Source organism: Bacillus sp. FSL L8-0099 (assembly GCF_038006385.1).
GTDB classification, from domain to species: Bacteria; Bacillota; Bacilli; order Bacillales; family Bacillaceae_G; genus Bacillus_A; species Bacillus_A toyonensis.
On the sequence record NZ_JBBOVC010000001.1, the window covers coordinates 2221441 to 2241967 of the forward strand.

25 protein-coding genes are annotated in these 20527 nt (G+C 33.5%); 21 read left to right on the forward strand and 4 right to left on the reverse strand.

What is annotated here, in order from left to right; all coding sequences use genetic code 11:
* Window positions 1-9: 9 nt before the first annotated feature.
* From MHH42_RS11410 to MHH42_RS11440, 7 genes are all read left to right on the forward strand, one after another.
* On the forward strand, window positions 10-1278 hold the full coding sequence (locus MHH42_RS11410; RefSeq protein ID WP_000811521.1) for a peptidase: 1269 nt from the start codon (window positions 10-12) through the stop codon (window positions 1276-1278).
* The gene (gene ablB / locus MHH42_RS11415; RefSeq protein ID WP_000878583.1) at window positions 1275-2132 is read left to right on the forward strand and encodes a putative beta-lysine N-acetyltransferase; all 858 of its coding nucleotides are present in this window, start codon (window positions 1275-1277) and stop codon (window positions 2130-2132) included. Before MHH42_RS11410 ends, ablB begins: the two co-directional genes overlap by 4 nt.
* A 208-nt stretch (window positions 2133-2340) precedes the next feature.
* On the forward strand, window positions 2341-3726 hold the full coding sequence (gene rocR, locus MHH42_RS11420; RefSeq protein ID WP_002038616.1) for an arginine utilization transcriptional regulator RocR: 1386 nt from the start codon (window positions 2341-2343) through the stop codon (window positions 3724-3726).
* A gap of 210 nt (window positions 3727-3936) precedes the next feature.
* Window positions 3937-5358: a lysine 2,3-aminomutase gene (ablA, locus tag MHH42_RS11425; RefSeq protein ID WP_000902144.1), complete on the forward strand. Its 1422-nt coding sequence runs from the start codon at window positions 3937-3939 to the stop codon at window positions 5356-5358.
* Window positions 5355-5627, forward strand: coding sequence for a YokU family protein (locus tag MHH42_RS11430; protein ID WP_000995765.1), 273 nt, complete (start codon window positions 5355-5357; stop codon window positions 5625-5627). The genes ablA and MHH42_RS11430 overlap by 4 nt, the downstream gene beginning before the upstream one ends.
* A 72-nt stretch (window positions 5628-5699) precedes the next feature.
* Window positions 5700-5915, forward strand: coding sequence for a YozE family protein (locus tag MHH42_RS11435; protein ID WP_000750718.1), 216 nt, complete (start codon window positions 5700-5702; stop codon window positions 5913-5915).
* A 247-nt stretch (window positions 5916-6162) separates the two neighbouring features.
* A complete protein-coding gene (locus MHH42_RS11440; protein ID WP_000101503.1) occupies window positions 6163-6825 on the forward strand; it encodes a hypothetical protein in 663 nt (220 codons plus the stop codon).
* A gap of 4 nt (window positions 6826-6829) precedes the next feature.
* On the opposite strand, the gene MHH42_RS11445 is transcribed toward MHH42_RS11440, so the two are convergent.
* On the reverse strand, window positions 6830-6985 hold the full coding sequence (locus MHH42_RS11445) for a DUF3930 family protein (protein ID WP_000456536.1): 156 nt from the start codon (window positions 6983-6985) through the stop codon (window positions 6830-6832).
* Between the two features lie 150 nt (window positions 6986-7135).
* Between MHH42_RS11445 and MHH42_RS11450 the strand changes: the two genes are divergently transcribed.
* The 5 genes from MHH42_RS11450 (at window position 7136) to MHH42_RS11470 (ending at window position 9879) form a co-directional block, all read left to right on the forward strand.
* Window positions 7136-7315 carry a YozD family protein gene (locus MHH42_RS11450; protein ID WP_000658452.1) on the forward strand — a complete coding sequence of 60 codons (180 nt, stop codon included), beginning with the start codon at window positions 7136-7138 and terminating at the stop codon, window positions 7313-7315.
* 110 nt (window positions 7316-7425) lie between these two features.
* Window positions 7426-7608, forward strand: a complete 183-nt coding sequence (locus MHH42_RS11455; protein WP_000473369.1) for a hypothetical protein — start codon at window positions 7426-7428, stop codon at window positions 7606-7608.
* Window positions 7608-8429 (forward strand): serine/threonine protein kinase, encoded by an 822-nt coding sequence (locus tag MHH42_RS11460; protein ID WP_016108323.1) that lies wholly within the window; start codon window positions 7608-7610, stop codon window positions 8427-8429. Before MHH42_RS11455 ends, MHH42_RS11460 begins: the two co-directional genes overlap by 1 nt.
* On the forward strand, window positions 8411-9166 hold the full coding sequence (locus tag MHH42_RS11465; protein ID WP_016108324.1) for a sporulation protein: 756 nt from the start codon (window positions 8411-8413) through the stop codon (window positions 9164-9166). Before MHH42_RS11460 ends, MHH42_RS11465 begins: the two co-directional genes overlap by 19 nt.
* A gap of 77 nt (window positions 9167-9243) precedes the next feature.
* Window positions 9244-9879 (forward strand): phosphatase PAP2 family protein, encoded by a 636-nt coding sequence (locus MHH42_RS11470; RefSeq protein ID WP_002093763.1) that lies wholly within the window; start codon window positions 9244-9246, stop codon window positions 9877-9879.
* Here MHH42_RS11470 and MHH42_RS11475 read toward each other — a convergent pair.
* Together MHH42_RS11475 and MHH42_RS11480 are read right to left on the reverse strand one after the other, a co-directional pair.
* Window positions 9869-10750 (reverse strand): cation diffusion facilitator family transporter, encoded by an 882-nt coding sequence (locus tag MHH42_RS11475; protein ID WP_016108325.1) that lies wholly within the window; start codon window positions 10748-10750, stop codon window positions 9869-9871. The two genes, MHH42_RS11470 and MHH42_RS11475, sit on opposite strands and share 11 nt — an antisense overlap.
* A 629-nt stretch (window positions 10751-11379) precedes the next feature.
* A complete protein-coding gene (locus MHH42_RS11480) occupies window positions 11380-11694 on the reverse strand; it encodes a thioredoxin family protein (RefSeq protein ID WP_001206937.1) in 315 nt (104 codons plus the stop codon).
* A gap of 636 nt (window positions 11695-12330) precedes the next feature.
* Here MHH42_RS11480 and MHH42_RS11490 point away from each other — a divergent pair.
* From MHH42_RS11490 to MHH42_RS11510, 5 genes are all read left to right on the forward strand, one after another.
* A complete protein-coding gene (locus MHH42_RS11490) occupies window positions 12331-13071 on the forward strand; it encodes an N-acetylmuramoyl-L-alanine amidase (protein ID WP_000135303.1) in 741 nt (246 codons plus the stop codon).
* A 200-nt stretch (window positions 13072-13271) separates the two neighbouring features.
* Complete coding sequence (locus MHH42_RS11495) at window positions 13272-13550, forward strand: hypothetical protein (protein ID WP_002093762.1); 279 nt, start codon at window positions 13272-13274, stop codon at window positions 13548-13550.
* Window positions 13551-13964: 414 nt separating this feature from the next.
* Window positions 13965-14213, forward strand: a complete 249-nt coding sequence (locus MHH42_RS11500; RefSeq protein ID WP_000500114.1) for a DUF3947 family protein — start codon at window positions 13965-13967, stop codon at window positions 14211-14213.
* Window positions 14214-14344: 131 nt separating this feature from the next.
* Window positions 14345-14881 carry a C1q-like domain-containing protein gene (locus MHH42_RS11505; RefSeq protein WP_016108327.1) on the forward strand — a complete coding sequence of 179 codons (537 nt, stop codon included), beginning with the start codon at window positions 14345-14347 and terminating at the stop codon, window positions 14879-14881.
* 117 nt (window positions 14882-14998) lie between these two features.
* A complete protein-coding gene (locus MHH42_RS11510; RefSeq protein ID WP_080119695.1) occupies window positions 14999-15610 on the forward strand; it encodes a hypothetical protein in 612 nt (203 codons plus the stop codon).
* A gap of 439 nt (window positions 15611-16049) precedes the next feature.
* Here the strand turns inward: MHH42_RS11510 and MHH42_RS11515 are convergent, their stop codons facing one another.
* A complete protein-coding gene (locus MHH42_RS11515) occupies window positions 16050-16244 on the reverse strand; it encodes a hypothetical protein (RefSeq protein WP_000729005.1) in 195 nt (64 codons plus the stop codon).
* Window positions 16245-16516: 272 nt separating this feature from the next.
* Here MHH42_RS11515 and MHH42_RS11520 point away from each other — a divergent pair, with 272 nt between their 5' ends.
* From MHH42_RS11520 to MHH42_RS11535, 4 genes are all read left to right on the forward strand, one after another.
* Window positions 16517-17113 carry a hypothetical protein gene (locus MHH42_RS11520; protein WP_016108328.1) on the forward strand — a complete coding sequence of 199 codons (597 nt, stop codon included), beginning with the start codon at window positions 16517-16519 and terminating at the stop codon, window positions 17111-17113.
* A 493-nt stretch (window positions 17114-17606) separates the two neighbouring features.
* Entirely contained in the window at window positions 17607-18605 is a 999-nt protein-coding gene (locus tag MHH42_RS11525) for a glycoside hydrolase family 25 protein (RefSeq protein ID WP_016108329.1), read from the forward strand.
* 198 nt (window positions 18606-18803) lie between these two features.
* Window positions 18804-19655 (forward strand): peptidylprolyl isomerase PrsA, encoded by an 852-nt coding sequence (locus MHH42_RS11530; RefSeq protein WP_016108330.1) that lies wholly within the window; start codon window positions 18804-18806, stop codon window positions 19653-19655.
* Between the two features lie 598 nt (window positions 19656-20253).
* On the forward strand, window positions 20254-20472 hold the full coding sequence (locus tag MHH42_RS11535; RefSeq protein WP_000864289.1) for a hypothetical protein: 219 nt from the start codon (window positions 20254-20256) through the stop codon (window positions 20470-20472).
* The last annotated feature ends 55 nt before the right edge of the window (window positions 20473-20527 follow it).

Below are 20527 nucleotides of genomic sequence, written 5' to 3' on the forward strand. Positions count from 1 at the left end.
ATATAATATATGAAGCAATTAAAAAAGCAAGTTTGTGATTATATTGAGAGTCATGAAGAGGAAAGTGTGAAATTTTTAACACGGTTAATTCAAGAAAAAAGCGTATCTGGTGATGAAAGTGGTGCGCAGGCAATTGTGATTGAAAAATTACGTGAGCTAGGTTTAGATCTTGATATTTGGGAACCATCTTTTTCTAAAATGAAAGATCATCCTTATTTTGTATCACCACGTACAAGTTTTTCAGACAGCCCGAACATTGTGGCAACTTTAAAAGGAAGCGGCGATGGAAAATCTATGATATTAAATGGGCATATTGATGTAGTACCAGAAGGCGATGTGAATCAATGGGACCATCACCCATATAGTGGTGAGAAAATAGGGAATCGTATATATGGCCGCGGAACGACGGATATGAAAGGCGGCAATGTCGCACTTATGCTTGCGATGGAAGCGATTATTGAATCTGGTGTTGAATTAAAAGGAGATATTTATTTTCAAAGTGTCATAGAAGAAGAAAGTGGCGGGGCAGGGACATTAGCGACTATATTACGAGGATATAAGGCAGATGGTGTCATTATTCCAGAACCGACTAATATGAAGTTTTTCCCGAAGCAACAAGGGTCAATGTGGTTCCGTCTACATGTAAAAGGGAAAGCTGCACACGGTGGTACACGTTATGAAGGAGTAAGTGCAATTGAAAAAAGCATGTTTGTTATAGATCATTTGAGAAAATTAGAAGAGAAGAGAAATGGTCGAATTACTGATCCGTTATTTAAAGGAATTCCGATTCCAATTCCAATTAATATTGGGAAAATTGAAGGTGGTAGCTGGCCAAGTTCTGTTCCTGATTCGTTAATTTTAGAAGGAAGATATGGTATTGCGCCGAATGAGACTATAGAGGCAGCAAAAGAAGAGTTTGAGAGTTGGATCGCTGAATTACATGATGTGGACAATTGGTTTGTTGAAAATCCAGTAGAAGTAGAATGGTTTGGAGCGAGATGGGTTCCTGGTGAACTAGAAGAAAACCATGAGTTAATTACAACACTTCAGCATAACTTTGTTGAAATTGAAGGGAAGGAACCAATGATTGAAGCATCTCCGTGGGGGACTGATGGAGGTTTATTTACACAAATCTCAGGTGTACCAACGATAGTATTTGGTCCGGGAGAGACGAAAGTAGCACACTATCCAAACGAATATATAGAAATTGATAAAATGATAGCTGCCGCAAAAATTATTGCATGTACATTACTAGATTGGTGTGAGGTGAAAAAATGAAATACTATGAATCTTTTAGAGAGCAGACAAATTGCCATACAGTAGAAGGAGTTTTAGATTATTTTAATAAACGTATTCGAATAGATCACTATACAGGAAATGTTGAAAGTATTATACAGACAATTGACGGACTAGCAGAGAAACATTCTTTCACTAAATGTATTATTAAAGGAAAGGGAGAGCATGTTTCAACATGGCTCTCTTTCGGTTTCTTATTGGAAGCGACGATACCTCATTATTTTCAAGGACACGATGCATACTTCTTTGTGAAATATAATAATGATGAAAGACGAAATAGTATTCATTGGTCTGAGGAAGATACTATTTTAAGTGGTGTAAAAGCAAAAGAAGTAAAAGAAAAAGTAGTCCCGGAGAAATTTCTGTTAAGAAAAGCGACTGAAGAAGATGCAGAAGAATTAGCAACTGTCTTTGGAAAAGTATTTGAAGTGTATCCGACACCTTTAAATGAAGCGAGTTATGTATTACAGACGATGAAAGAAGACGATACAATTTACTACGTATATGAATTTGAGGGGAAAATCATTAGTACAGCGTCTGCAGAAATGAACGTAAAGGAAGGCAATGCAGAATTAACGAATTGTGCTACTTTACCTGAATATCGTAAACATGGGTTTATGAAAAGTTTGCTCATTAAGTTAGAAGAAGAGCTTCAAGAAAAATCTATTTTCTGTTCCTATACAATTGCTCGATCGCTATCTTTCGGTATGAATGCTGCCTTTCATCAGTTAGGCTATACATATACAGGAAGACTGGCGAACAATTGCTACATTTTCGATAAGTTGGAAGATATGAATATATGGGTAAAAGATTTATCTAGCTATTCGAAAGCATGAAGGCTCCCGCCTCAAAATTCGGCTGTAAAGTAAAAAAGTTAGGTGGGAATCTGGCTGCTCGTAAAAGCCCGACTAATTAAAGTTTTACTTTATCTAATCAAAAATAAATTTCATCAAAATATTAGAACGGAATCGTCATGCTTATAATCGCACATAGGTATGCCGGAAATTCGGCATAGTATTTGCTGAATTTTCGGCAAAAGGGGGGATGACATTGCTAGCAGTTTCGACACAAGAAGTCATTGAAGCGATTTTGGGCAGTATTGATGAGGCTATACACGCAGTAGATGAAAATGGTATTACAATTTTTTACAATACAGTTGCTGCGAAACACGATGGATCCAAAATTGAAAAAGTGTTAGGAAAGCATTTGTTAGAGGCGTTCCCATCTTTAACTAGGGAAACGAGTACATTGATGAAAGTTTTAGATACAAAAAAACCAATTGTACATCAAGTGCAACATTATCAAAATTTAAATGGAGAAGATGTTTGTACCGTAAATACGACGTTACCTATTTTTATAGATGGGAATATTGCTGGTGCTGTTGAAATTGCGAAAGACTACTCTACAATTCAAAAGCTAACTGATACCATTGTCGATTTACAGTCGAAAATAAAGCGATCGTCTAGAAAAAAAGTGATTAAAAAGCATGCTGCATTTGAGACGATAGTGACAAATGATTCTCGCTTTAAACAGACGAAAGAGTTAGCGCAAAAAGTAGCGCCAACAGATGCAAACGTTTTAATATATGGTGAAACGGGAACAGGAAAAGAACTGTTCGTGCAAGCAATTCATGAAGCTTCTAAAAGAAAAAACAAGCCATTTATTGCACAAAACTGTGCAGCTTTACCAGAATCACTATTAGAAAGCTTACTGTTTGGAACGACAAAAGGTAGCTATACAGGGGCGATTGAACGGGCAGGCTTATTTGAACTTGTAGATGGAGGAACATTATTTTTAGATGAACTGAATTCAATGCCGCTCGATTTACAAGCGAAAATGCTACGTGTATTAGAGGATGGAGTCATTAGACGAATCGGTGATAATAAGACGAGGAAAGTAGATGTTCGCGTGATTACCGCGATGAATCAGCCGCCAGAAGTATGTTTACGAGAAAATAAAATTCGCACTGATTTATATTATAGATTAAATGTGTTTTCATTATATATCCCGCCACTACGTGAAAGAACTGAGGATGTATTACTATTAGCTTCTTATTTCTTGAAAGAATATAATAAAAGCTATAAAAAAGGTGTACTTCAAATTGATAAGGAAGCGAAAGAAAGACTACAAGCTTATCAATGGCCTGGAAATGTTCGTGAGTTAAAACATACAATTGAACATGCTGTCATTATTGCGGAAGGAAATGCATTAACCGCAAATTGTTTACCTCGTATATTTAAGAAAGAGAAACTTCCAAAGAAGAAAAGTATATTACCGCTTCGGGAAGCTCTTCATCAAACAGAAAAGGAATTAATAGACCAAGCGTTGATTGAAACGGAAGGAAATATTTTGCAAGCAGCAAAAATGTTAGGTATTCCGCGTCAAACGCTTCAATATAAACTGAGTAAGTACGACAAAACCGCCGAATAATCGGCGGTTTTTGTGTGTTTGCACCAATAAAAGAACGTTTACATATATAAAAGGTAATGAATATGATAGTTAATATTCTGTTATTACTGCACTTGAAAATATTTTTTCGCCTATATAATAGGGTATTTCGCACATTTACTTATCAAGAATATGAAGTTGGCATAACAATTGCTTATATAAAGGATGAGCGTATAAAAAGGGGGAATAGCAATGTTACATGATGTATACAAACCAAATCGTCACTGGAAGGATATCGAATTATGGAAAGATGTTACTGAAGAGCAATGGAATGATTGGGTTTGGCAATTAACGAATACGATCAAAACGTTAGATGACTTAAGGAAAGTGATTAACTTAACACCTGAAGAAGAAGAGGGCGTTAAAATTTCAACGAAAACGATCCCGTTAAATATTACACCGTATTATGCTTGGCTAATGAATCCTGATGACCCACGCTGTCCGATTCGGATGCAATCTGTACCGATCTCGGAAGAGTTATATAAAACGAAATATGATTTAGAAGATCCACTTCATGAAGATGAAGATTCACCAGTTCCAGGGCTAACACATCGTTATCCTGACCGCGTATTATTCTTAGTAACGAATCAATGTTCTATGTATTGTCGTTACTGTACACGCCGTCGTTTTAGTGGACAAATTGGAATGGGTGTACCGAAGAAACAATTAGACGATGCGATTGCTTATATTAGTGAAACACCACAAGTACGTGACGTTTTAATCTCTGGTGGTGACGGTCTTCTAATTAATGATAAAATTTTAGAATACGTATTAAAAAATTTACGAGAGATTCCGCATGTTGAAATTATTCGTATCGGAACGAGAGCACCAGTAGTATTCCCGCAACGTATTACAGAAAACTTATGTAACATTATTAAAAAGTACCATCCAGTATGGTTAAATACACATTTCAACACTTCTATTGAAATTACAGAGGAATCGAAAAAAGCATGTGAAATGCTAGCGAACGCGGGTGTTCCAATTGGAAACCAAGCGGTAATTTTAGCAGGTATTAACGATAGCGTTCCAATTATGAAAAAGCTAATGCATGACTTAGTAAAAATCCGTGTACGTCCATATTATATTTACCAATGTGACTTATCTGAAGGTATTGGACATTTCCGTGCACCAGTTTCTAAAGGTCTTGAAATTATTGAAGGCTTACGTGGACATACTTCTGGCTATGCAGTACCGACATTCGTTGTGGATGCACCGGGCGGAGGCGGAAAAATTGCGCTTCAGCCAAACTATTTAATTTCACAAAGTGCGGATAAAGTTGTACTTCGTAACTTTGAAGGGGTTATTACGACGTATCCAGAACCAGAGAGCTACATTCCAGGAAGAGCTGAAGGTTACTTTAAAGAAATTTATCCGAACTATGAAGAAAAACGTTCAGATGTTGGTATTGCAGGTCTTATGAGCGATAAGAAATTTAACCTTGTTCCAGATGATTTACAGCGTATGAACCGTCGTAAAGACTATGAAGATAATGATACGCATGCATCTTTAAAAGATAAACGTGATAAGCGAGACCAATTAAAAGATAAAAAATATCAATCGCAAATGGCTAAATTAGAAGAAAACGACAAAAAAACTGAGGGTGATGCAGTATGAATTGTATGTGGTGTGACAGTACAGAAGCGAAAGAAAGCTTGAATACTGTGTATTGGGAACTACCAGATGGTACGAAAGCCATTGAAATCCAAAAGACACCATGTATTTCTTGTTCCTCATGTGGAATGGACTATCAAGCAGACCATACTGTAAAAGAAATTGAAGATCAGTTGTTTTTAATTTATACGAAAGATTTGCCAAAACAACTAACATATGAAGAGTTAATGGGAAGACCAAGACTATTAAAAAGAAATTATTTCGACTTTTAACCAGCTTTTATGCTGGTTTTTTTCTTTTTTGCCTTGTATAATGTACCCAAGTTAGAAAGGCAGGGAATATTTTTGAAAAAGACATTTTACCATTATATGATGAAGCATCGCGCAGCTTTATTTAGAAATGAAATTTCAGATTTAGCAGAGGCAATGTATGATGATTTAAGTTTTCCGAAGCAATCTGAAGACTATGATGAAATTAGTTCATACTTAGAGTTAAGTGGAATGCTAGAAAGTATGTCTATATTTGATGAAGCGTGGGATTTATACATACAAGAAGGATAAAAACGATTTGAAAACATACAGAATACATTACTTTTTGAAAGTGAAGTATTCTGTATGTTTTTTTATATGAAATGTCTTGATTTAAAGCTAGTCTATTTACTAGCTTTTTTGCGTTTCACATAAATTTTATGTAGTGATATTTTTTTATCGAAAAAATTTATGAATATAAGCTTCTGTGATAAGCGTTTTTAAGTAGGTTGCATATACTGTTATCAAAATCACGACGTCAAAAAAAGGAGAGATAGAGATGGCAAGAAAAAAACAACCTAAATACAACGTAGGGGACATAGTCGTGATTACGCTATATGGAACCGTTGGTAAAATCACAAATATGAAAGTTTTAGATGGGGTTTATGTATACGAAGTCAATAATCACGATGGATTTTATGTAGAACAAACATTGCAGCACGTTACAGAGCAAGAAATGAAAAAGGGCGATACGGAGTGGATTGAATTAAATTATAATTTCACCTTTGGTGATCTCGTGCAAGTGACTGGATATGATAAAGATGTTTTCCGTATTGTTGGTTTTCGTACAGAGGTATGGAGATACAAAAATGACGCATGGGAAGATACGATATATGAGTTATCACGAATTACGGATGGTGAATGGTTAGAAGCGGATGAATCAGATTTAACTTTACTTGCCAATGCTCAAACGGCAAATGCAATTTTGAAGAAAATGAAACAAGATAAAGCCGGCATGAATAAATTGGATTTAGGAAAATTAAAGTCAATTAACAACTCGAAAAAAGTGAGTGTTAAGACAAATCGTCAAGAAATCATAGACGGGTTACTTGATATTTATAACGATTATCAATTGTTATTTGATACATTTAAAGATGAAGAATATAAAATTGTTATGGATGTTGTTCATAATTATTTAGTTAAATTGACAGAGAAAAAATAGTTAACTAGACAGAGAGAATAAATTGAACAACAACATATGCAGTATAAGGTATGCCTACAATTATTAAAAAAATAAAAAGCCATTTAATAAGAGAGTCTGCCCATTGATCTTCATGCATGAACTCTTCTTTTGTTTGTTCTACTTCGTATTGGTATTCCATTATTATTTCCCCCTTTTGGATAGCTTGTACTACCATCGTATGCACTTCGTCCAAATGATATGACCTATAAAAAAAGAAAAACTATTTTTCTAATCTCATATACATAATTTTGAGATTTTTTCATAAAACAGAAATAAAGGAGTGATGCTCATGAAGGAAATTGAAGTCGTAATTGATACGGAAGAGATTGCGGAGTTTTTTTATGAGCAACTAATTGAAAGGGGATACGTCCCAAAGCGAGAGGAAATTGAAGATCTCGCAGATATTACATTCGAGTATTTATTAGAGAAATGCATGATTGACGAAGTTTTTGATGAAGAGGAAGATTGAAAGTAACGGCGGGCTAAACTCGTCGTTTTTTACTCTTTACAAACTTGTCACAAATGTGCTTATAAATTATTGGTATAATTAAGAGAAAATTTTACTAAAGAGGTGAAGGGATGTTCAAAAAAATTATTGATTCTTTATTAGGAAAGAAAAAAAATCGTTCGTATTCGAGTAGTGATTATCGTCATAGAGGGCGCTCTTATTCAAGTAGTGACTATAAGCGACGTTCTTCTGGTTATGGACACCAACATTATAAAAGAAAACGTAAAAGCCGTAGCTTCTTTTCAAGTAGCTGATGAAATGGCATCGTGTACTAGCTTTATTTGATAGACCACTGCGAAAAAATACAATTGTAGCAGAACGTTATAAAATTCAATCAGTAATTGGAATGGGCAGTTATGGGGTTACATATGTCGTTAATGATTTACAAATAAATAGATATAAAGTCTTAAAACAGTTAAGACAAAGTAAACAAAGATATGAGTCTGGTAGAAAATCATTTGAGCAAGAGAAAATGATTTTACAAACATTGAATCATCAAGCAATTCCTAGTCTCTATGATCAGTTCTTATGGGAGAAAAAAAGCTTTTTTGTGATGGAATATATGCCTGGTGAAAATTTTGAAGATTATATTTTCTCAGATGGGCGTGTATATAAAGAACGTGAAGTTTTTGAAATTTTATATGAAATATTAGGAATTGTTTCAGTTTTTCATAGTAAAGGTATTATTCACCGAGATTTACGTATTCCGAACATATTAATGAAAGAAAATCAAATTAGTATTATTGATTTTGGATTAGCTAAATATAAAGGTGAGGGTGATGAACGAGCTACAACGTATGAAGGTGAACAAGCTTTGATGCGAGAAGTTCACTTTCGTAGCGATTTTTATGCGCTTGGCCATTTCTCGTTATTTTTATTATATGCAGGATATGAATCTATTGAAAAACATGAAAAGCCATGGTATGAAGAGTTAACTTTGAAAAATGATAATCGTGAAATATTGATGCGAATGTTACAAATAAAAACACCGTACTATGAGAATGTACAAGATTTAAAAAAAGATATAGCTTTTGCTTTAGAAAGGATGGAGACTCCATGTTTCAAAAGTTTTTAGCGAGTGTTGGCATTGGTAGTGCAAAAGTAGATACTGTTCTTGAAAAAGAGGAGTATGTAGTTGGAGAAACGATAGTAGGGAAGGTTCGTATAACTGGGGGATCAGTTAGCCAACAAATTGAAAGCATTTACTTAACGTTATCTACATCATATGTAAGAGAAGTGGATGATAAAAAAGTAACAGCAACGTTTGACTTAGAGCGAGTTCGTTTAACAGATCCATTTTCTGTAGAGCCAAATGAAAAGAAAGAAATTCCATTTTCATTTAAGATGCCAATTGAAGCACCACTAACACTTGGAATGAAAACGGTTTGGGTTCATACAGGCCTTGATATTAAAAATAGTATTGATCCAAGTGACCGTGATTACATTCAAGTGTTGCCAAATGCACTATTGAACAGTGTATTAGAGAGTGTAAATCAATTAGGTTTTAAAGCGCGTCATATAGAATGCGAAGAATTACCATATCGATTACGTAAGCAAGTACCATTCGCACAAGAGTTTGAGTTTATTCCTGTTTCAGGACAGTATTATGGGAAATTAGATGAATTAGAATTATTAATCTTACCAAGTTCCCACGATCGGTTAGAAATCATTATGGAAGTAGATAGAAAATCACGTGGATTGGCAGGTTTATTTGCAGAAGCACTTGATCTGGATGAGAAGGTTATTCGCTTTATAGTAACGAATGAAGATATCCCAACGATGCAGCAAAAAATTAACAATTATATTTTTTAATAAACTATGCATAAAAAAGAAATGGAGAGGAAAACTAAAACAACCGCTCCATTTTTTTGCATAGTGAGGTTATGTATGTGAAACGATATCGACATTTATACTTGTTAAGCTTTACTCTACTCATTTGTTTTGTCGCACTATCACTTTCGTATCATACCGCTTGTATTGAGAAATTTGACAATATAGTCGCACACTTTATTCAAAGTTTTCGAAACGATTATTTGACAACCTATTTTACTTGGGTGTCCTTTATCGGTTCCAAAAGAATATATTTTCCGTTACTCATTATTCTTGTAATGTATTTTCTCGTTAGAAAAAAGTTGCTTAGTGCATTACTTCTAACAATTAATTACTACGGATCTCGTTATTTAAACAGTATGCTTAAACTATGGTATGAACGGGCAAGACCTGATGTAACGCAGCTTGTTACTGCAACTGGATATAGTTTTCCGAGCGGTCATACGATGAATGCTACTGCTTTTTTAGGATTTATTGCATACGTCACAATTACTGAAGAGCGTATTTCATTGCATAAAAAACTGTTGATTATTCTTATAGCAAGCTTTGTTGTATTATCTATTTCAGTTAGCCGAATATATCTTGGCGTGCATTTTCCATCTGACATATTAGCAGGATGGGCAGCTGGCGGTAGCTGGCTCGTTTTATGTGTTATATTTCATAAAGCGTTTATAAAAAAAGAACCTATGTCATAATAGGTTCTTTTTCCATTGGTTCAACATGAATGTGGGCATGGTAAATTCCGAATTTTTTTCGAAGCATGGCTTCGATGTTGTCAGTAATACAGTGACTTTCTCCAACATCCATACGAGCGTCTACCTCGATTGTAATATCAACGTACGTTTGATTTCCGTACATACGCGCTCGAATATCTACAATGTTTTCCACACCAGAAATATGCTCAATAGCATCAGCATATTCTTCCATTTTATCAGGATCAATGCCATCTGTTAGCATATGAGAAGCTTCTACGAAAATTTCCCATGCAGTTTTACAAATAATAAGGCCGACAATTAAAGCGGCAATAGGATCTAAAATAGGCATTTGGAACTGTGAGCCGACAATGCCTACAACTGTACCAATACTTACGAGTGCATCTGATAAATTATCCTTCGCGGCAGCTTCTAATGATTTACTCTTTGTTCGAATTGCAATCTTTTTCGTATACCTAAATACACAGTACATAACGACAGCAGAAAATAAAGCTACCCATGCAGCAAGTACATTGGGCGCAGCTTGTTTCGGATTTAAAAATGATTGAATGGCACTAATAACAACTTCTAATCCGACCGTTGCCATAATGAAAGAAGCAACAAGCGAAGCTATTTGTTCTGCACGCGAATGCCCATATGGATGATCTGGATCTCGAGGTTTACGAGAAATTTTTAAACCGATTAATATTGCTAAAGAGGCACCAATATCCGTTAAGTTATTCAAACCGTCAGCACGTAATGCACTAGAGAGGGTAATATAACTGATGATAATTTTCATAGAGGATAAAATTATGTAGGCCATAATGCTGACAATAGCACCTTTATCAGCTTCTTTATGAGAAAGAGTATCCATTTTAATCACGCACCTTTCTTTAAAGGAATTTCTTTCTATACATAGAGTATCAAATGAAACTCGTGTGGGTCTATACAAACATTGTTGACACTTTATAGCTTTTTAAGTAGGGGGTAACAAAGTTTCGTTAAGGAAAAATATGTTGAAAAGTACAAAGTGAGGGTATGAATATAATTGGGAATTATTCACAATGAAAGGGATAAGATGGTAGGTGGATGTAGAAACGAATACTTTTCTTACTATGTATTTTTCTAATAATGACTGGATGTAATTCATCAAATGATGAAATTGTGAAGAAGTATTATATTTCTAAATGATCAATATCTACATGTAAAGGATACGATGGATTAAATGAAAAATATGTAATGAACATAGAAAACAAACAAATAATCAATGGGGTTCATAATTTGTGGATTGAAATGAAAAAACAAAAGGAAAGTGGCGAAATACCACAATACGATATATTAATTACATATGATAGTGGTGATACGAACGTATACATCTATACTTAGGGGATGAAGGGGGAAAGGAGTGTAATTATGTACATTGGTCATGAAGAAAGAGCTACGACAATAATTGTGAAAAAAGATGAGAATCCTCTGAAAAATATTTTTCAGAGGATTTTCATCTTAGTATGCTTCTAAAAACTCAGTAACTTGCTCTTCAGTTTTTGCGTTAGCACTATGTAAGTGGCCTAGCTTCTCACCATTTTGGTATACAAGTAAACTTGGAATACCCATTACTTGATACTCTTCAGCGATACTTGGGAACTCATCTTTATTAATAGAATACCATTCAAACTTATTGAACTCTTCCATTACCTCTCCGATAAAGTTGTCCATGCGTACACAATCTGGGCACCATGTAGTAAAGAACTTAACAACTACTGGCTCCTCACTTGCGATGATGTCTTTGAATTCTTTTTCAGACTTGATTTCTCTCATGTTTTTGACTCCTCTCAATGTTACACGGATAAGCTAGTATTTTTATGCGAAATCCGTAATTGCAAACATTAGTATTTTTGAAATAGATTGTTTGCAAAATCTTCGACTGCTTTTTCTTGTAGGTCTGGTACAACTTGTGAGTAGGTGTCTAATGTGTTGCCTACTCTTTCATATCCTAATCATTCGCTTACGATCTTTAGTTAAATACATTATTGCAACATTAATGTTAAGGGATTGCTTTAGATCAAGAAACCGAATATCAGGAACCTCACTTTTCTTTATAAGCTTTTTCTTCATTTTTTGCAAGTAGCTGGGATGGCATGATTAGAAATTTCTTTAGATATTTATGGGGAAGTATCGTTAATAGAGTGACATTAAAACTAAATGGACTAGATAATTAGAAAGTGAGAGTGATTCATAATGAATTTTTTAAAAGAGAATACAAAAAAGATTCCGTAACTGAAAAAATGGGTTGCGGTTTTTTCTTTACTTGAATTTTATTATATTAAATTCGGTATGCGAAAAGATTTTAGATGAATTGGCGCCTTATTTGTCTGCACTTGGTATGGACTTAGGTATATGGACAGACCATGAGGAAATCTCTGAATATACTAATAAAAAAGGAGATGTTGAGTAATGGCGCGTTATAGTTTACATGGAGGACACAATAGTATTGTACAAGGGGCTAACTGGGGAAATCGGAAAGAGCATGTTTTGGATCGTCAAGTTAAAGATGCGGTTGCGGCCAAGTTAAAAGCTTTAGGACACACAGTCTATGATGATACGGACGAAGTAGGAAGCACTCAAGCTCAAAATTTAAATAATATTATTCGTAATAGTAATTCACATGTTGTAGATTTAGCTATTGCTTTTCACCTTAATGCAAGTGATGGGACTGGGCAGGGTGTTGAAGTGCTGTATTATGATCAGAATGAACTAGCATCTAAAATTTCAGCTCAACTAGCAAAAGATATTGGATGGCGTGATCGTGGTGCGAAACAACGTAAAGATTTAGCAGTATTGAATGGGACTAAAGCACCAGCTATTCTTATCGAATTAGGATTCATTGATAATGATTCCGACATGGCAAAATGGGATGTTGATAAAATCGCTAATTCAATCGTTTTTGCTTTAACTGGACAATCTGGTGGAGGTAGCCAACCACCTCAAAAACGTAATATTGTCGAAGTTGGTGGAATAGGTAAAGAAAACTTGGCTGAATTAGTAAGTGCTTTAAACTCAGTTAAGATGACAGGTAACTTAATTCTTAGAAGTGATGGCTATGTTTATCCTGTAACTGATCCAACTAGCGATACTCAATTAAAAGCATTCACTGATTATCTTGACCGTAAAGGCTGGGCATATACTGTTAAGTAAACATACTATGTAAATGCAAATGAAGCCTATGTAAAGCGAAAAAAGAGGCCTACTCGTATGATGAGTAGGCCTCTTTTTTATTTTATAAAATAAATTAATTTGAATAGAGGTTTTCCTCAAACATTTATTAAAGCTAAGAATATCTATAAGAATATGAGTATGGAAACCGGTCTAATTATGGAATAGCGGAGGAGATTGTTGTGGACATAACTCAAAGTGTGGCAAGAATAGTGGTTAATGGGAAAGACCTTCCGTTCACTGCAGTTCAAACTTCTGCGTGGAATAATGGTCCTGTATATGATGTAACTGTTTCAACAAAGCAGAGAGTGAACGAGCTTTATCAATTTATGTGGTCACAGGTACCAGTTACACTTACGATGTATTTTCTTCAAGGAGCAGACTTAATGCGATTTGTAAGGATTACTGGGATTAATGAAAGTGTAACGGGAGAATATATATATCATTTTTCTTGGGGATAAAAGCAATTTAAAGTAGCCTAAAAGCTACTTTTTTATTTTGTTAAGGAATTATCGGAAAATCGTGAATGAAAAGTCCCTCCAAAATATATGAAGTGACTTTTCATTCACAAATACTAATAAATTAAGAATGTATGAAAAAGGTTGTAAGTTCACCTATATAAGGAGGGCTGATAGAGCTAGCCACATATAGTTTTTTATTTGAGGTACATTTATTTTTGGATCATAAAATCACCTTTAATAGTTAAAGTATTATTAGCAGATGAAGCTTGGAAGTGAAATAGGAAATTAGGAGGGAAATAGAAACGTTTAAAATGAAAAACGTGCTAAAGGCTAGTAGACTAGCTCTTAGCACTCACTGAAATAATTATACATAACATACTTTGTAATAACTTATTCGGAAGTGAGTTGAAATTAATGTTTTATTCATATGTGGATTCTCAAGTTGGCATACGACCAGCGTATGGTACGGCTATAACGTATAGCGGGGCACAAAGTACAGTTCAAGCTGTTCAACAAGCATTGCAAATGCAACAACAAATGCAAATGCAGCAAGGTATACAACCGTATTATTCCTCAATGGAGTATTTTTACCCAACGCAACATTTTACACCATATGGAATTGCTTTTACTTCAATTCCATATGGAACAGTATTCAATTTATAAATATAGAGGAATAAAATGAATACAAAAGGGTGCAAGTAAAAAGCACCCTTTTAAAAATAAGAATAGCTAGTCCAAACCTCTCTAATCAATCTTGCATAATATGTAGTAATAAGCTTGAAAGGGGAACGAGTATGTCTTGTTATTACTACTGTAAGTATTGTAAGGATTATAAAAAGAAGCAACATGATTGTCGTAATAACACTAGTAAGTGTCATGCCAACAAGGATAACCTTGTTAGGGCATCAGCATTTAGAGCTAGAAATACTGTAAATCAAAATGTTCCTGCTAATACTTTTGTGAAAGTGTTATTCCAAAATGAACAATTTGATTTAGCAAATGAGTATAATCCAGCAACGTCTATTTTTATGCCGAAGACGAAAGGCGTATATTCTATTATTGGAACGATTGGTTTCTTTCCAAACGATACAAATTTAAATTATAGAGCTCGTGTAGAAATTCGTGTGAATGGAAATGCAGCAATAGCTATAGATAATGACTTTTTTGGTCCAATAGGTTTTGGAAATGTTGTAAGTGTTTCAACAATCATTCAATTGAATGCAGGAGATACAGTTGAAATTTATGTACAAAGTAGTATAGATGGTGTTTTAAGCCCTTTAGAAGATGGTTCGCACTTTGAAGCGGCAAGATTTCCGTCTCCTACTAAATAAATTAGGTAATTTAAAAATGAATAGAAGTTTAAAAATAGATCCTCACCAAACAGGTGGGGATTCATTTTAAAAAAAATAATAGTAACAGCTCATCCAAGCTTTTCTAATCAATTTTGCATAGTATGTAATAATAAATTTAAAGGGGGACTTACTACGTCTTATTATTACTGTAAGTATTGTAAAGAGTACAAAAAGAAAAGTCATGATTGTTATAGGGAAAGTAGTCAATGTGATGGGAAGTATGTAAAAGTAAATTGTTGTGGTAATAAGAAAGAGGAGCTTGTAAGAGCGTCGGCATTTAGAGCTGTGAATACGGTTAATCAACCTATTCTGGCAAATACGTCTGCTAAAGTGTTATTTCAAAATGAACAATTTGATTTAGCGAATGAATATAATCCAGTAACATCCACTTTTAAGCCGAAGACTAGAGGAGTATATAGTGTATTAGGAAATATAACATTTTCTCCAAATGATTTTAATGTGAATTACAGAGCTAGAGTAGAAATTCGTGTAAATGGAAATGCAGCAATAGCTATAGATAATGATTTCTTTGGGACAGGGGTATTTTTTAATAATGATGTTTCAGTCACTTCTATTCTTCAATTAGAAGCAGGGGATGTAGTTGAAATTTTCGCAGAGAGTAGTATTGATGGCGTTATTGTACAAAACGTTAACGGTTTGAATACTGTTCATTTTGAAGCGGCAAGGTTTCCTTCTCCAATTGAATGAAGCTGATAAGTAGATGTTTTATAGCAAGTTTGTTAAGACCCTCACAAATAGTGTGGGCTTTTTATTGTTTTTCTAAAATATATAAGCAATCAGATTCAATGTCGTTTATTATATGAGTGTTTTATGAATTAAATATAATGTTTTAATAGAAGAGAAATGAATGGTAATAGTGAGAGTATAATATATAGAAGGTTATTGTCGAGTCCACACGATGGACATAAAAAAAGAGCATACATAAAAAGTATGCTCAAAAGAAAGATAGGTTTTATGAGTGGATAATCTCCATACGATAATATATGCGTGCTTAATGAAAACGTGTAAAGAATCAATAAATTATCAATGGAATATCATGAAATGAGTAATTTTAATTTAGGGATGTAGTTGTTTTTTTTCGAAATAATCTAGGTAACAAAGTTGTGAAAATCGTGCATGATGGGGACTAACAATGGGATAATGATCGTACTTCAGTTACATATTTCTTAAAGTTTGGATATTGCGTGATAGTTTGGCATTTAGGGGTGAGTAGTTGATTAATTATAGAAACATTTGTAATTACTTCGTTACAAGGACCGAAAAATGTAACTTTTAGTTTTGAATTCGGTGGAACTTTGAACACGATAGGTTTTTTTTTCATGAAATCAGCTCCTAATATTCCACAATATATATGCTTCACCTTTTGATTTAAATGATTATTAAGGTGTATTTATATAATATGAAATCTTTGTTAAGTTGATTATAATATAGAACCTCATTGTAGTATAAGTACATAAACATGTGGGAAAAAGCGGAGAATACTCTATGAAATGCTTAACTAATATAATATGAAAAATGATTTAATTATCTAGTGCATTTTATGTCCTGATACATATTATGGTAGTAAGAATAGTATGAAGAGGTAATAAAAGAATGGAAGAAAATGTACAAGCTCAGCCACAGCTTTCACCACCGTGGATCACATATTTTAATGAACTAAGAAATTCAATTGGTGCTGATCCAACAGTTACAGTGGGGCCACTTATTCCGGTTGGCGGGAATTATATTATTTTAGTGCATGCGTTAAGTAATGAAAAAGCGAGAGCATTAGCAACGCTTCTAAAATCTTCTGTACAATTTGGAAATGTAAGTGTAACGGTTATTGTAACGAATAATGAAAATGAAATTGTAAATCCATTTCCTTGTCCACTAGATGCATTTGAAATTGCGCATTTATTTCAAGTAGCGTTAGAGAATAATCCTTATTTTGAACAAGTTGTGGTACAGCCTCAGTTCCCTGGTGGAGTGAATGTTGTATTTCCAGTTTTTAAAGCGGAAGTGATCCAATTTTTTAATGATGATATTTCAAATCTATGTCAAACGTTTACAGGTGTTGCTGCAAATGTGTTTCGTGATGTAATGCAGGATGATGTTTGTGATATCCCAATTTTATTTTCCACAAGTTGCGTTATGAGCAGTGAAAATCCACAATTACAAAATACAGATTTAGAACCAAAGTTATTTTATTAAGATGCAAAAAGACATTTTCAAAAATCGGAAATGTCTTTTTTATGTATTAATATTATTTTGTACCAAAATTTATTGGCTTGCAATCAGTGGTAAAATGTAAAATAATTATAGTTTTACTCAATTTTAAATAGGCTGGATAGCGTATGGAATTGTTGATTACAGATAGTAATGAAATAAAAAATGAGTGTTAGACTAGGCTATTATAAAAAGATAGTTTACATATATGGGTTTTCTACGTACAGGCAAATAAACATAGGACATATAGAAAATTTTTTTATTATCACCAGAAAAATTATTTTTAAATAAATAGATATTTTCACACCTAAATTTTTATATGAGTTAGAGGAGAGATTGAAAGAAGTAGTTTTAAAGATTATATATTTCAAAAAATAAAGATTTCTTCTTATTTATATTATAGATAGATAGTAATAGATACATGTGGATTACGCTAAAACAAGCTTTGAATATGATAATAAAAAGGAGTTGAATTGTAATGGGTTATATTGTTGATATTTCAAAGTGGAATGGAACTATTAATTGGGAAATTGCAGCGCCTCAACTAGATTTAGTTATTGCTAGAGTGCAAGATGGTTCAAATACGGTGGATTTTATGTATCAAAATTATGTGAATGAAATGAAGAAGCATAGTGTTCCGTTTGGTAATTATGCATTTTGTCGTTTTATTTCTATTGCAGATGCAAAGAAAGAGGCACAAGATTTTTGGAATCGTGGCGATAAGTCTGCTGCGTTTTGGGTGGCGGATGTTGAAGTACAAACGATGATAGATATGCAAGGCGGGACACAAGTATTTATAGATGAATTACGTCGTTTAGGTGCGAAAAAAGTAGGTTTATATGTTGGGCATCACACGTATGTATCGTTTGGAGCGCGTAATATTGATGCTGATTTTGTATGGATTCCTCGTTATGGAGGGAATAAGCCGGCATATCCGTGTGATATTTGGCAATATACGGATTCGGGGAATGTTCCTGGGATCGGGAAATGTGATTTGAATCAATTAATAGGAAATAAGTCACTTTCCTGGTTTATAGATTCGAATCAAGAAAATCAATCTAATGTAGTGGATTTGCAGCAATCAAGTGGTATTGGTATTGCAGTTTCAAAATATCCTGATGGATACGGCATAAATTTATATGAAAATCCTGTGAACCCCCAGTATACAGGTGCAATCACTAAGAAAATCCCGTATTTAATTTTAAACAGTTATTGGGGAGGCGGCGATAAAGATATGATTTGCTTAGGGAATGATAAGCAGTGGGTATATTTAAAACATTTTGATGTGAGATGGTATTATGCTTCTTCAAAATATCCTGTCGGGTACGGAGTGAATTATTATGGAGAGCCTGAATGTATTAATTATAAAGGAAATATAGATGGATCAACATCTTACCGTGTGTGGGGAAGAGTAAAAAATGCGGTAGATATCGGACAAAGTAGTTGGATACCGGAAAAACATTTAATCATTAAGTAACCTTAGTCGTTAAATGTTTTTGAGGCATTCATAAAGAGTCTTCTCATTAATAAATAGTGAGAAGATTTTTCATATTTGTGTATAAAAAATATGATACATATTTGATTCAAATGAAATGAATTACATATGGAAAACACACTGTTTTCACAATAGCGGTGTATAGTTACGTTGCATAATAATAAAAGTGAGGTATTTGAATTGAAAAAGAAAAAGCTATTTTTGGGAACAATTATTTCATGCGTGGTACTCGCATTATCTGCATGTGGTTCCTCAGACAACGTAGTAACATCAAAAGTAGGAAATGTTACAGAGAAAGAGTTAAGTAAAGAATTAAAACAAAAATATGGAGAAAGTACATTATACCAAATGGTATTAAGTAAGGCGCTGCTAGATAAATATAAAGTTTCAGATGAGGAAGCAACAAAACAAGTAAAAGAAGCAAAAGATAAAATGGGTGACAACTTTAAAGAGACTTTAGAAAAAATTGGGTTAAAAAACGAAGATGAATTAAAAGAAAAAATGAAACCAGAAATTGCATTTGAAAAAGCGATTAAAGCGACTGTCACAGAAAAAGATGTAAAAGATAACTATAAACCTGAAATGAAGGTAAGTCATATTTTAGTAAAAGATGAAAAAACCGCTAAAGAAGTAAAAGAGAAAGTGAATAATGGTGAAGATTTTGCCGCTTTAGCGAAGCAGTACTCAGAAGATACTGGTTCAAAGGAACAGGGCGGGGAAATAGCTGGTTTTGGCCCTGGGCAAACTGTTAAAGAATTTGAGGAAGCTGCGTATAAATTAAATGCAGGACAAGTAAGTGAACCAGTTAAAACATCTTACGGTTACCATATTATTAAAGTGACCGATAAAAAAGAGTTGAAACCATTTGAAGAAGTGAAGGATAAGATCCGTAAAGATTTAGAACAACAAAGATTACAAGATACGACAGGTAAATGGAAACAGCAAGTAGTCAATGATTTATTAAAAGATGCTGATATTAAGGTGAATGATAAAGAATATAAAGAGACATTTAAATTTCTAGAAAAGAAATAATACGGATAGAAAAAACAGAAATGTAGCATTTTGCTAGACTTCTGTTTTTTGTTTTTTTGAAAAAAGAATGCAGACTTCTTCGGTAAACACAATCATACTAGAATGATTCGGATAAGTAAAAAAGAAAAAACAAAAAACTAAATAAAATAAAATTTCGCATCTTCATATGAAATTTTTAAAGGTAAAACTCTAGAAGTATTATGTAACTTTAATTAGAAAAGGGAACTCATATAGAGTTCCCTTTTCTAATTAGTGTGTGTGTTATAAAAAAGATAGTAAGACAATATAATATTACATTTAAATATTAAGAATTACAATGGGAAATTATGGGAAAATAAAATGGGAAATAATAATCGTTTTAAAAAATGTTGATATAGTAATGTTTTGATTATTTTATTACATATAAATTAAGTATATAAATTTTTATAGTGGATCAACATAGTTTAAAGAATAGTACATATAATATTTTTGAATAAACATTTGCAATATTATAGGAAGTGAAAAGTTGAGCATTCTATTAAAAAGGATGTTCTTTTTGTTATGAATATTTCTAAATGTATTATTTACTAGATGAATAAATGAAAGTGGGGGAGAATATATGAAAGTGATTTTTCAAAGAGAAGACGGAGGGAAAGTTTTTGAATCGAATGATGAAAATATAAGTGATTTATTAGCTATATTAAAAGAAACGAAAGGGATTAAAATCGGGATGGTTGAGTATGAAGTGTTAAAATATGAAATAGAGTATTTTCGTCATCCGAAAAGAGGAGAAACGGAGAGAGAGTTACATATAACCATACATCCTAAATATATGTAATGAATGATAGCAATATCAAACTATTATGAAAGCAAAGGAGTATTTGATATTGTAA